This is a genomic window from Polaribacter septentrionalilitoris (assembly GCF_009832745.1).
Lineage (GTDB): Bacteria > Bacteroidota > Bacteroidia > Flavobacteriales > Flavobacteriaceae > Polaribacter > Polaribacter septentrionalilitoris.
Window position 1 is genome coordinate 196467 of record NZ_VRMJ01000014.1, and the last position, 14128, is coordinate 210594.

Annotated in this window: 9 protein-coding genes; 5 read left to right on the plus strand and 4 right to left on the minus strand. The window is 31.2% G+C overall.

The features are described from left to right. Positions 1-11: 11 nt before the first annotated feature. Genes FP421_RS02995 through FP421_RS03005 form a run of 3 tightly spaced genes read right to left on the minus strand, consistent with a single transcriptional unit; the run spans position 12 to position 6864 of the window. The gene (locus tag FP421_RS02995; RefSeq protein WP_159947471.1) at positions 12-941 is read right to left on the minus strand and encodes a transglutaminase family protein; all 930 of its coding nucleotides are present in this window, start codon (positions 939-941) and stop codon (positions 12-14) included. A gap of 1 nt (position 942) precedes the next feature. Beyond that, complete coding sequence (locus tag FP421_RS03000) at positions 943-3507, minus strand: circularly permuted type 2 ATP-grasp protein (RefSeq protein WP_236548009.1); 2565 nt, start codon at positions 3505-3507, stop codon at positions 943-945. A gap of 6 nt (positions 3508-3513) precedes the next feature. Continuing rightward, positions 3514-6864 carry a transglutaminase family protein gene (locus FP421_RS03005; protein ID WP_159947473.1) on the minus strand — a complete coding sequence of 1117 codons (3351 nt, stop codon included), beginning with the start codon at positions 6862-6864 and terminating at the stop codon, positions 3514-3516. Positions 6865-7101: 237 nt separating this feature from the next. Between FP421_RS03005 and FP421_RS03010 the strand changes: the two genes are divergently transcribed. Continuing rightward, positions 7102-8568, plus strand: coding sequence for a circularly permuted type 2 ATP-grasp protein (locus FP421_RS03010; RefSeq protein ID WP_159947475.1), 1467 nt, complete (start codon positions 7102-7104; stop codon positions 8566-8568). Positions 8569-8577: 9 nt separating this feature from the next. Next, positions 8578-9528, plus strand: a complete 951-nt coding sequence (locus FP421_RS03015; protein ID WP_159947477.1) for an alpha-E domain-containing protein — start codon at positions 8578-8580, stop codon at positions 9526-9528. Positions 9529-9531: 3 nt separating this feature from the next. Here the strand turns inward: FP421_RS03015 and aroB are convergent, their stop codons facing one another. Continuing rightward, positions 9532-10590 carry a 3-dehydroquinate synthase gene (gene aroB, locus FP421_RS03020; RefSeq protein WP_159947479.1) on the minus strand — a complete coding sequence of 353 codons (1059 nt, stop codon included), beginning with the start codon at positions 10588-10590 and terminating at the stop codon, positions 9532-9534. Positions 10591-10680: 90 nt separating this feature from the next. Here aroB and FP421_RS03025 point away from each other — a divergent pair, with 90 nt between their 5' ends. The 3 genes from FP421_RS03025 to typA all read left to right on the plus strand — a co-directional run bounded on the left by FP421_RS03025 (position 10681) and on the right by typA (position 14067). Next, a complete protein-coding gene (locus tag FP421_RS03025) occupies positions 10681-11844 on the plus strand; it encodes a proline dehydrogenase family protein (protein WP_159947481.1) in 1164 nt (387 codons plus the stop codon). Beyond that, positions 11844-12149: an LETM1 domain-containing protein gene (locus FP421_RS03030; protein ID WP_159947483.1), complete on the plus strand. Its 306-nt coding sequence runs from the start codon at positions 11844-11846 to the stop codon at positions 12147-12149. The genes FP421_RS03025 and FP421_RS03030 overlap by 1 nt, the downstream gene beginning before the upstream one ends. Positions 12150-12294: 145 nt before the next feature. After that, positions 12295-14067, plus strand: coding sequence for a translational GTPase TypA (gene typA / locus FP421_RS03035; protein WP_159947485.1), 1773 nt, complete (start codon positions 12295-12297; stop codon positions 14065-14067). Positions 14068-14128 lie beyond the last annotated feature (61 nt).

Consider the following 14128-nt stretch of genomic DNA (forward strand, 5'->3'; position numbering starts at 1 on the left):
AAGAAAACAAATTATTGTTGTTGCTGTTGTTGCTGCTGTTGCTGATTTTCACTTTTAAAAGGTCTAATATCTACAGCAACCTCTAAAGTACTTTCTCCAGAACCGTAAATAACGCCTTTTAATGGTGGTACATCATAATAATCTCTTCCATAAGCAACAATAATATGTTGATTTTTAGGAATTTGATTATTGGTCGGATCAAAATCTATCCAACCAAAACCTGGAATATAAACAGAAAACCAAGCATGAGAAGCATCTGTACCAAATAACTTTTCTTTTCCTGGAGGAGGAAAAGTTTCTATATAACCACTTACATATCTTGCAGGTAAACCCATAGAACGAATACAAGCAATAGCAACTTGCGCAAAATCTTGACAAACTCCTTTTTTAGCTTCTATTACTTCATCAATTGGTGTGGCAACCGTACTAAAACTGGCATCAAATTTAAATTCCTTAAAAATACGTTGCATTAATTCGTTTGTAGCCTCAAAAACAGAACGCTCTTTTTGAAACGATTTTTTTGCATAATTATGGATAGTTTTAGAAATATTATTGATAAATGCCGAGTCTAAAACATATTGTTTTGCTTCAATAATTTCTGGTGATAGAACTTTTAATTTGGCTAAAGCTTGTTCTAAAGTAACGCTTTTACACTCATCTGAAATCGATGCATTTTTTTGTGCTTCATAAGAACGTTTTACTTTGCTTTTGGCAGTTACTACAAGTTTTTTATGCTGTTTTTCTATAGAAAAATGAGTAACCGAATTTCCGAAAAAATCAATATTTTCTTTAAGAATAGTTGGTTTTGGTTCTATTTCTAATTCATATTCAAGTAGTTCTTGTCCAACAAACGTTTTTGGTTTTAGATTCGCTAAATTATGGCAATAGGTAACATTGTTAGCGTAATTGTAAGTTGTTTTATGAATAACAGAAAAAATCATATTAATTGGTATAATTTTGATTAATTAACTGTATTTGTTCATCAGAATGATTAAAATACATATCCGTTAAAGACATTGAAGTATTGTGAATCAAATCACTTAAAGAAGCTAACAATTCCTCTAATTCAGTTCTTGTAAAGCCATTTTCATCAACCTGAATTAAAGTACTCGATTTTGCATTTTCAATCATGTCACAAGCTTTTAGAATTGTTGTTTCTAAAGTTGTTAGTTCAGCATCATTGGTTCTTTTAGGCAGTCTAAAAACATCTCTACGAATTCTATTGAGTTGATATTTTAAAGATCTAGAATATGCATCATCTAGCAGAATTAGTTTAATTACATTTTCGATATCTAAATAAGATTTAAAACTGTATCTGTAAATATTTAAACTTTCATGACTATTCAACAATGATTCTAAAATTTCATATTCCACATCCTCATTATAAGAAATGGTTAATAAAGCTCTAGATTTATCAATTGTCATAATAGCTTGTTCCATTTGCAAACCTATAAAATAGAGTAGCAAACCTTGATCTACCAAAATACTCTCTTCAATTAAACCAATAAAAGCAATTAGTTTGGTAATTATAGTGTCTAATAATTTTGATAGTTTTTGAACATTATGATGATCTTTTTTATCAAAACCATTCCAATCTTTTTTTAGCGTATCAAATACCCTCCATATATCTTTAGACCAAAGATTTCTTAAGGTATAATAGGAGTTATTGAATGATGAAAGTGCATGCGCTAAACTTCCCATTTGAGTTTTATCAAACAAAACAATGGCAATTTCTTCTAATGGATTTTCTATTGCTTTTTCTTTGTTTTTACCTGTAAATCCTGGAAAAATTGAAGTTAAATGAGTTATAGATTGATATAAAATGTGTAAGCTCTCTGTATCAGATTCTCGTTTGTTAAATTCAGAATTGGTCATTTGATTTAAAACCATTCTAATATATCTAGCAGTAACTAAAGTTCTAGCTAAATATCTACCAGACCAAAATAAATTTTCAGCAGTATTACTTGGTAAGTTTTCGATGCCAGAAAAAATATTAGAACTCGAGTGATGCCAATGAAAACGCTGACGCTTTTTAAAAGATTTATTTGCATTATTTGTTACCCAAAAATCTTTACTTGTACCTCCTTTTTGATTTGAAACACTCAATTTTTTTCTTTCTGCAGCCACTCTTACTAAGCCTCCAGGCATAATGCTGTAGGAGTTCTCTTTAGCAACAGCAAAAGTTCTACACATTACTTTTCTGGGTTCTAAACTGTCTTTTGTAAGGTTTGGAGCAGTAGAAAATGAAATTTTTTCTTGTGCTACATAACGATAAGGCTTTGCTAAAATTTCTTTTTTTAAAGCTTCAATCTCTTTATCACTTAAAAATTCGCAAAAATAAATATGTTCTCTTTTTGTATTGTCGATTGGTTTTACAACCAATTTTCTAATATTTTCTAATACATATTTGCGTTCTTTTTCTTGTCCACACCACCAAGAAGCAATTTGAGGTAATAGTAAATCTTCTTTTAAAAAGTATTTACAAATGGAATTCATAAAAGGAATTAATCCTGGATTTTCTAAAACACCACTTCCAATAGGATTGATGATTGATACATTTTTTGCTCTTACCACATTTAACAAACCAGCAACACCCAAATACGAATCTCCTTTTAATTCTAAAGGATCAGAGTAGGCATCATCTACACGTCTGTAAATTACATCAACCTGAATTAAACCTTTTAAGGTCTTAATCCAAACTTTGTTGTCTCTTACCACTAAATCATTTCCTTTTACTAAAGGATATCCTAAAAATGATGATAAGTAAGCATGTTCAAAATAGGTTTCATTATGTGGCCCAGGAGTTAAAATAACAATGGTTGGATTTTCCTTATTTGTAGCAGCAGAATTAATTAGTAAATCATTAAAATCTTTAAAAAAGCCAAAAGGTTGTTTTACATTAATTTCTTTAAAAAAATCTGGCACAACTTCTCTAACAGAAAACCTGTTTTCTAAAGCATAACCCATTCCTGACGGTGCTTCAGTTCTATCATTAACCACCCACATTCTTCCATCTGGACCTCTAGCCAAATCTGCAGAATGCATTACTAACTGTTGTGCTGTGTTGTATTGAATTTGATGACAAGGTCTTAAAAAACCACGATGTGCATAGATAATTTCTGATGGCACAATTCCATCTTTAATCAATTTTTTATCTCCATAAATATCCTTTAAAACCAAGTCTAAAAGATGTGCTCTTTGTTGCAGACCTTTCTCTATGGTTTTCCATTCTTTTTGGTCGATAACAAACGGAATTATATTTAAATTCCAAGGTCTATTCAATCCATTTGGATCATTATAAACGTTGTAGGTAACTCCATTTTCTGCCAATAGCCAATCTAAATCATCCTGTTTTTTATTCAACTCATCCATACCTAACTTAGAAAAATTAGTTAATAATTTTTCCCAATTAGGGTTAATGGTCATATCAGATTTTAAAACTTCATCATAATTTTCAAAATCTTTAAAATAATCACTAAAAAAAGAGGTTATCGGTATTTTTGTCAATTGAATTTATTTTTTGAGACGCAAATCTAAGGTATTTGGATATTCTGGGTTCACAGGAATCTCTTTAAAACTGAATTTTTTTGAACTTCCTTGTTTTGCAACAGATCTTCCAATATCATTTTTGTTATTTAAAGCGCGTTCTTTCTTCTTTTCTTTTTTGGTTGATATTTCTCCTTGTGAATGACCAAAGTCCCAGAATCTGTTAATTCTTCGCGATTCTGCCTCGAAACTATTTACAGGGTACGTTTCGTAAGATCTACCTCCAGGATGTGCTACAAAGTAGGTGCAGCCTCCTATAGAACGTTTGTTCCAAGTATCTACAATATCAAAAACCAAAGGTGTATCTACACCAATTGTTGGGTGTAAAGCAGAGTAGGGGTTCCAAGCTTTGTAGCGTATTCCTGCTACAAACTCTCCATTAACTCCAGCGCTTTTTAATTGAACTTTAACCCCATTACAAGTAAGTATATACCTTTCATCTGTAAAATTAGAAACCTTTACTTGTAATCTTTCTAAGGATGAATCTACATATCTTGAAGTTCCTCCACCATTCATTTCTTCACCTAAAACATTCCAAGGTTCAATTCCTGCTCTTAATTCTAAATGAATATTGTTGATATCAACCATACCATATAAAGGAAAACGAAATTCGAAAAATGGATCAAACCAGTCTTCTTTAAATTTATAACCAGCTTTATTTAGTTGATTTACAATGTCTTTAATGTCTTCTCTTACAAAATGTTCTATCAGAAATTTATCGTGTAATTCTGTGCCCCATCTTACTAAATCGTGTTCATATGGTTTTTTCCAAAACCAAGAAACTAAGGTTCTAACTAATAAGTTTTGCAGTAAACTCATTTGTGCATGAGGTGGCATATCAAAACCTCTTAACTCTAAAATACCCAATCTTCCTGATGACGAATCTGGTGAGTATAATTTATCAATACAAAATTCTGCTCTGTGGGTATTTCCTGTTAAATCGGTTAATAAATGACGGAATAATCTGTCTGTTAACCAAAAAGGAACTTCACCATCTTTAGGAATTTGACTAAATGCAATTTCTAATTCGTATAAACTATCATGTCTTGCTTCATCTACTCTTGGTGCTTGACTTGTAGGCCCAATAAAAGAACCAGAAAATAAATAAGACAATCCTGGATGATGTTGCCAAAACGTTAATAAACTACGTAACAAACTAGGTTTGCGCAATAAAGGGCTATCTTTTGGAGAAACACCACCTAAAGTTACATGATTTCCACCACCAGTTCCTGTATGTTTGCCATCTAACATAAACTTTTCAGTTCCTAATCTCGATTTTTTGGCTTCTTCATAAATGGTAAAAGTAGTATCTTTTAAATCTGACCAACTATGAGAAGGATGTACATTTACTTCAATTACTCCTGGATCTGGCGTAATTTTCATAGACTCTAAACGATTGTCATGTGGTGGTCCATATCCTTCTAAAACCACAGGGATTTCTAATTCTCTTGCTGTGGCTTCTATGGATGCCAATAAATCTAAATAAAAGGCTGCTTCTTCTAAGGGTGGTAAAAATAAATGTAATTTACCCTCTCTAATTTCTGAACATAATGCAGTTCTTACAAAATAATTTGGCATATTTTGCGGAACTCCGTTTTCTAAAAAGTTTTTATGACGTTTAGAAACTATTTGTCTAAAACTTGGCAAACGTTTCTTTTTAGAAAACAAATCTGGTTCATAAATAGGAAAAAGTTCGTGTTCTGGTTTTTGTTGTAAAGAGTTTAATGGCAAACGCAATCCTAAAGGAGAATTTCCTGGCGTTAAATAAATGTGATTTCTTCTAAATGTCCATTCGCTACTAAACCATTTGCCTTCAGTTTTATTTAAGGGTAACACATAGCCCACAGGTTTTGACGTACCATTTTCTAAAATTTCTGTAATTTTTTGAGTGGCTAAAGAAGCGTCTTCATCATCCTTAGGATTATAATCAACAGGCAAATTACCTTGTTCATACATCAATAAAAAAGCATCTTCAAATGTTGGTTTAATGTGATTTGGAGTTACACCTAAATATTGAGTTAACTTTTCTAAAAATAAAATATCTGCATTTTCAGGCAGTTCAGTTTTAGGTGCAATTGCAGCTAACAAATCAGGATTGAACCAGATTTTTCTTCCGTCTTTTCTCCAACATAATTCAATAGACCATCTAGGTAAAGGTTCTCCTGGGTACCATTTTCCTTGTGCATGATGTAAAAAACCACCTTGGGTAAACTTATCTAAAAATCGTTTTGATAAATCTTTGGCCAATGCACGTTTATGTTCTCCATCAGCAGCAGTATTCCACTGTTCGCTTTCCATATCATCAATAGAAACAAACGTAGGTTCACCACCCATGGTTAAACGAACGTCATTTTTTTGCAATTCTTTTTCTACCTTTTTACCTAATCTATCAATGGCTTTCCATTGATCTTCAGTATAAGGTTTTGTAACTCTAGGCGATTCTAAAATACGCTTTACAGAATTTTCAAATTCAAAAGTAGTTTCACAAACATCAGACAAACCAAAAACAGGCGCAGCACTTTCAAAAGAAGGTGTACAAGCTAAAGGAATATGTCCTTCACCAGCCAATAAACCAGAAGTTGCATCAAAACCAATCCAACCAGCACCTGGGAGATACACTTCTGCCCAAGCATGTAAATCTGTAAAATCTTCTGCAGGTCCAGAAGGTCCATCTAAAGACTGTTCATCAGACTTTAATTGTACTAAATATCCAGAAACAAAACGCGCTCCAAACCCTAAATGACGCAAAGCCTGTACAAATAACCATGCATAATCCCTACAAGAACCATTTTTCTGCCCTAAGGTTTCTTCACAAGTTTGTACCCCAGGTTCCATACGAATGTTATAATTCAAGTATTCGTATATTTTTCTGTTGATATCAATTAAAAAATAAATGGTTTTACGAGGCGTCATGTCTATAGACGCTAAAAAATCTTTTAATAAGGGGCCTTTTTCTGTAACTTCTAAGTAGGGTAAAAGCTCTTTTTTTATGGTATCATTATATTCAAAAGGAAATTCCTCTGCAGATTCTTCAACGAAAAAATCAAATGGATTTATGGTTTTTAAATCTGCAATAATCTCAACATCTATAGAAAGTTCTTCGGTTTTATCAGGAAAAACTACTCTTGCCAAATAATTTCCAAAAGGATCTTGCTGCCAATTAAAAAAGTGATTTTCAGGTTTTATTTTTAAAGAGTAAGACTCTATAGGTGTTCTAGAATGTGGTGCAGGCCTTAATCTAAAGATATGTGGAGAAAGTTTAACTGAACGATCGTATTTGTATTTTGTTTTATGAGAAATTACAATTTTTAATGCCATAAAATGCCTCTTTATAATTATGTTGTTGTGTGTAAATGTGAAATTACTAAATGCAATACAAATATTACGAAATAAATTTCAATTTTCGATGATTATTGTATTTTTAATGAAAATCATTTTTTTTAAAATAAAAATCATCGTTTTGTTAAATTTAGTAAAAATAATTTAACAATATTGCCATTATTGACGTGTTTATTAAATATAATTTTATTAAATTTACGCAAAAAAGTATTCAATTTGAAAGCACCTACTAATTTACCCATCTTTTCTTCTTACGAATTTGATTCAAGGTTTTACGATGAAATTTTTACGGATAACAATGAAGTAAGAAAAGTGTATGAAACTTTATTTAACTTATTTAATGGTTACTCTATTGATGATTTTGTGAATTTAAATGACAAAGCCAAAGATGCTTTTTTTAATCAGGGAATTACTTTTCAAGTGTATGGAGATCAAGAAACGAAAGAAAAAATATTTCCTTTTGATTTGTTTCCAAGAATTATAGGAAACAAAGAATGGTGTAAAATAGAAGCAGGAGCTTTGCAACGTAGTAAGGCTTTAAATGAGTTTTTATGGGATTTATATCATGATCAAAAAATAATTAAAGACGGTATTGTTCCTATAGAATTAATAAACTCATCTGTAAATTACTTGAAACAAATGAAGGGTTTTAATCCTCCTGGAGGAATTTACAACCATGTTTCTGGTACAGATTTAATTAAACATTCAGATGGCGAGTATTATGTATTAGAAGACAATATTAGATGTCCTTCTGGTGTAAGTTATGTGGTTGGAAATAGAGATGCTTTAAAGAGAACATTATTTGGAGTTTTTAACCATTATCAATCGTATAACGTATCAGATTATGGACAGAATTTATTAGAAATTATAGAATCTGTTAAGCCAAAAGGAGTAGATGTTCCAAAATGTGTTGTGTTAACGCCAGGTGTTTATAATTCAGCTTATTATGAACATTCGTTTTTAGCAAAGCAAATGGGAGTAGAATTGGTTGAAGGACGAGATTTGTTTATAGAAAATGATTTTGTATACATGAAAACCATTAAGGGTTTAGAAAGAGTAGATGTAATTTACAGACGTGTAGACGATTTATTTATAGATCCTTTAGAGTTTAAAAAGGATTCTTTGTTAGGTGTACCAGGATTGTTTAAAAGCTACATGAAAGGGAAAGTTTGTTTGGTAAATGCACCAGGAACTGGAGTTGCAGATGACAAAGCCATTTATACCTACATGCCACAAATTATCAAATATTATTTAGATGAAGAACCTATTTTAAACAATGTGTATACGTATCATTGTAGTAGACCTGATGAGCTCAAATATGTTTTAGAAAATGTAGATAAATTGGTAATTAAACCTGTGGATGAATCTGGTGGTTATGGTATTTCTATAGGAAACAAATTGACCAAAGAAGAAATAGAAAAAGTAAAAGTCACAGTTAAAGAAGATCCAAGAAAATATATTGCACAACCTATAATGTCTTTATCTACACATGCTACTTATATTGAAGAAGAGCAATCTTTTGAACCAAGACATGTAGATTTAAGAACCTTTACTTTATTAGGAAAAGATAAAGATTTTGTATTAAAAGGAGGTTTGACAAGAGTTGCTTTAAAAAGAGGGAATTTGGTAGTTAATTCATCACAAGGAGGAGGATCTAAAGATACTTGGGTATTAAAAAAATAAAACAGTTTTATGTTAGCAAGAGTAGCCAATAATTTATTTTGGATGGGGCGTTATTTAGAGCGCTCAGAACATATCGCAAGATATATGAATGTCAATTACTTTTCATCTTTAGATGCACCTACAGAATTGTCTCAATCTAGACAGTTTGTGCTGCGTTCTATGTTATTTGTAGCAGATGAAGAAGAGTTAAAAGAAGGTAAAGAGTTGGATGAGAGAAAAGTACTGTTTGATATTGGGTTAAACCCTGACAAACAGTTTTCTATCTTAACATCGATACAAAATGCACAACAAAACGCAAACGGAGCAAGAGATTTAATTTCTACGGAATTATATGAGTCTATAAACACCTTAAACAGAACCGTAAAAAACTACGATAAAGATCGATTTGTAAAAAATGGATTGTTTGAATTTACAACAATGATTACTGCAAACATTCCATCTTTAAGAACAAAAATTAGAGGAACACTTTTACATGATGAAGTCTATGCAATTATAATGTTGGGTATTTATATTGAAAGAGCCAATCAAGTTATTAGAATTGTTAACTCTAAATACAATGATGCATTGGTAGAAAAAGTAAATTCTGGAGCATCTGTTACAACAAGTTACGAGTGGACTACCTTGTTAAAATGCGTGCAAACTTATGATATGATGCGCAGGTACTATAGAAAAATACCATCAAGCAATAATGTGCTAGATTTCTTAATTTTAAATCCATATTGTCCGCGTTCAATTATGAATTCTCTAAATAATATTCAGCACTATATTGGTTTTTTATCAAAAGATGAAATACCACCTAAAGATACAGCTGCATTCTTTATTGGTAAATTAAAATGTAAGCATCAGTATACAACAATAGAAGATGTACAAGAAAATCTAAAAGATTATATCGAAAAATTAGTAGAAGATTTATCTTTAGTAGGTGAAAAAATGCATGAAGATTATTTTAGTTTGTATTAATTTTTACAAATTATAAAACTCCATACTTTCAACAATCAATTCTTCAGAAACTTTACAGTCTAATTTAAAATTTTCGTAATCGTTTAAAAGCACAAAGTTTACTTGTCCGTTTACGTTTTTCTTATCATGTTTCAGTAATTCCATAATAGCAACAAAATCTTCTTTTAAAAGATTTATTTTATCGTAGATAGATAAAACTACATCTTTTACTTCTGCAACTTTTTCTGCGGGAAAACCTAATAATTTAGAAGACATATAACTTTCGCAAACCATACCAATTGCAATAGCTTCACCATGAGTTAAGTTTTCTTTGTTTTCAGATTCTAAGTAAAAAGACTCTATTGCATGCCCTAAAGTATGACCAAAATTTAAAATCTTACGTAAACTTTGTTCTTTGGGGTCTTCTAGAACAACTTCGTTTTTAATTTCAATAGATCTAAATATTAAGTCTTTAATATGTAGTCCTTTATTTTGTTTAATTTCATTAAATAGGTTAATATCGTAAGTAACACCATATTTAATAATTTCAGCCATTCCAGATTTTATTTCTCTTTCTTTAACAGTAGATAAATATAAATCATCAACAATAACCATTTCTGGATTTGCAAACAAACCAATTTGGTTTTTCAAAACCCCTAAATCTACACCAGTTTTTCCACCTACAGAAGCATCCACCATTGATAATAAAGTGGTTGGTACATTCACAAAATCGATTCCACGTTTAAAACAAGAAGCCACAAAGCCACCTAAATCAGTAATTACGCCACCACCTAAAGTAATTAAAAGGCTTTTTCTATCACCACCTAATTCTGTAATAGCGTTCCAAACACCAATACAAGTTTCTAGGTTTTTATTAATTTCTCCAGATTCAATTTCTATTACTTCAATCCTGTTTTCTGCACTAAAATTTCTTATAAATTTAGGATAACAATGCTCAAAAGTATTCTCATCAACCAAAATAAAAATGGTAGAATAGTTATTTTTTTTAACTAAATTAGAAAGTGCTTTGTAGCCTTTTTCTTGAAAATGAACAGGATACGTAACTGCTTGTATGGTTTTCATCAATTAAATAATTATGCTTGCAAATTAAATAGAAATTATTCAAATATTACCATTCAATAGCTATATTTGTTTTACTAAATCGATATAGTTATGAACCTTTTTGATAATACAGAAGTTGCATTTGCTTTAAAATCGGATTCACAGTTAGAGCGTGCCTATTTTTTATTTAAAATGATACAAAATGAACCTATGGTTCGAATTGGTTCTGCTGTAACCAATTTTGCTTTAAAAGTTCATTTGCCTGTAGAGGGCTTAATTCGCTCTACAGTTTTCGATCATTTTTGTGGCGGCGTTACTGAAGAAGACTGTTTGCCTATTATAGATAATATGTACAAAAATGGTAATGTGCATAGTGTATTAGATTATTCTGTAGAGGGGAAAGATCAAGAAGTTAGTTTTGATGGTGCTTTAGAAAAGATTTTAAAAATCATTAATTTTTGCGAAGAAAAAAAAGCAATTCCTTATGCGGTTTTTAAACCTTCTGGATTTGGACGTTTTGCTTTGTATCAAAAAAAATCAGAGGGCAAAGAATTATCAACAGAAGAAAAAGAGGAGTGGAATAGAGTAGTGGCGCGTTATCATAAAGTTTGTGAGGCAGCTATTAAAAAAGATGTTCCGTTGTTGATAGATGCCGAAGAAAGTTGGATGCAAAAAGCTGCAGATGAGTTGATTGAAGAATTAATGGAAATCTACAACACCAAAAAAGCGATTGTTTTTAATACGCTTCAAATGTACAGACATGATCGGTTAGAATATTTAAAACATTTACATGCTAAAGCCCACCAAAAGGGTTTTTACATTGGGTTAAAAGTAGTTAGAGGAGCCTATATGGAAAAAGAACGCGAGAGAGCAGAAGAAATGGGGTATCCATCTCCAATATGTGAAAACAAAGAAGCAACAGATGTTAATTTTGATGCAGCTATAAAGTATATGATGGATCATAAAAAAATGGCTTTATTTGCAGGTACTCATAATGAAGAAAGTTCTTATTTGTTGATGGATTTAGCTAAAAAACACAAAATTAAAGAAGATGACAAAAGACTTTGGTTTGGTCAATTATTTGGTATGAGTGACCATATTAGTTACAATTTAGCAAATCAAGGATATAATGTAGCCAAGTACCTGCCTTTTGGACCAGTTAGAGATGTAATGCCATACTTAATTCGAAGAGCAGAAGAAAATACGTCTGTAGCAGGACAAACAAGTAGAGAGTTAAATTTATTAAAAACAGAACGTAAACGTAGAAAATTATAATGAACAGCGTAGAAGAAATTAAAGTATTGTTACACAAAAATAAATTGAGGTTGATTCAAGAGTTATCTCAAAGTAAGGAAGCAATGCATCTTATCCGTAAATCTATGCACACTCATTTATTGCCAGAAGAAAAAGAAAAAATTAAAATACAGTTATTAGATATCTGTAAATCAATTCCAGCTTTAGCGGTATTTCTACTTCCTGGAGGCGCATTATTATTGCCGCTATTAATCAAATTAATTCCAGATATTTTGCCATCAGCTTTTCAAGACGATCCAGACTCAGATGATGGTACTTCATTATAATTAAAAGTTGAGTAAGACTTGTTTTATTAACTACAATTTTTTGTTTTCAACATGTTTATTTTAAACTTTTTAAAATTCATTTTTCATTATTTGTTATTAATAACTAAGAAAAGGCTACTTTTGCACGAAATTTAAGAAGGCACATATGCAATCAATAAGAAACATCGCAATTATTGCGCACGTTGACCACGGAAAAACAACCTTAGTAGACAAAATAATAGATCAAGCAAAAATCTTAGATGATCGTAAAGAACGTACAGATTTATTGTTAGATAATAACGATTTAGAAAGAGAAAGAGGAATTACAATTCTATCTAAAAACGTTTCTGTAAATTATAAAGGTGTAAAAATTAATGTAATTGACACACCTGGTCACGCCGATTTTGGAGGAGAAGTAGAGCGTGTTTTAAAAATGGCTGATGGTGTTTTATTATTAGTTGATGCTTTTGAAGGGCCTATGCCACAAACTCGTTTTGTATTAGGTAAAGCTATTGAATTGGGTTTAACTCCAATTGTAGTTGTAAATAAAGTTGACAAAGAAAACTGTACACCAGATTTAGTACATGAAAAAGTTTTTGATTTAATGTTTGCTTTAGAAGCATCAGAAGAGCAATTAGACTTTACTACAATTTATGGTTCTGCAAAAAATGGATGGATGTCTACAGATTGGCAAGAACCAAAAGAAAATATATTAGATTTATTAGACGCTGTTTTAGAATCTATTCCAGAAGCACCATATAGAGAAGGTTCTCCTCAAATGCAAATTACATCTTTAGACTTTTCTGCTTTTACAGGTAGAATTGCAATTGGACGTGTTTTTAGAGGAGATTTAGAAATTGCCAAAGATTATATGTTAATGAAAGCTGATGGCTCTACTAAAAAAGTGAGAATCAAAGAATTACATGTTTTTGAGGGGATGGGTAAAGCTTCAGTAGAAAAAGTTCGTTCTGGAGATATTTGTGCTATAACTGGGATAGAAGGTTTTGAAATTGGTGATACAATTGCAGATTTAGAAAATCCAGAGGCCTTACCAAGAATAGAAGTTGATCAACCTACAATGAGTATGTTGTTTACCATTAACAATTCTCCTTTCTTTGGTAAAGAGGGTAAATTTGTAACTTCTCGTCATTTACGTGACAGATTGTTTAAAGAAATGGAAAAAAACTTAGCGTTAAGAGTTGACACTACTGATTCTGAGGATAAATTTAATGTTTTCGGACGTGGAGTTTTACACTTATCTGTTTTGATTGAGACCATGCGTAGAGAAGGTTATGAGTTACAAGTTGGTCGTCCACAAGTAATCCTTAAGGAGATTGATGGCGTAAAATCAGAACCTTATGAAACCTTATCTATTGATGTTCCTGAAGATGTTGCTTCTAAAGCAATTAACTTAGTTTCTCTAAGAAAGGGAGATTTACTAGTAATGGAGCCAAAAGGAGATTTACAACACCTAGAATTTACCATTCCTTCTAGAGGTTTAATTGGTTTACGTAATAAAATTTTAACAGCTACAGCTGGAACAGCAATTATAAATCACCGTTTTTCTGAATATGGCCCTTTTAAAGGAGAATTTTCTGAAGATATTAAAGGTGCAATAGTGTCTTCTGCAGCAGGTAAAGCAACTGCATATGCAATTGATAGATTACAAGATAGAGGAAGGTTTTTTATAGAACCAAATGAAGATATTTATATTGGTCAAGTTGTTGGAGAAAACAGTAAAGATACTGATATGGGGGTAAATTTAATTAAAGGTAAAAAACTAACAAACGTTCGTTCTTCAGGAACAGATGATAGTGTTAAGATTGCACCAAAAATTGATTTCTCTTTAGAAGAATGTATGGAGTATATTAAAACTGATGAATATTTAGAAGTTACACCTGCGAGTTTACGTATGCGTAAAATTTCTTTTAGACCATAGTTTAAATTTTATAACAATTATAAAAGCTCAAGAATTTCTTCTTGAGCTTTTTTGGTTATAA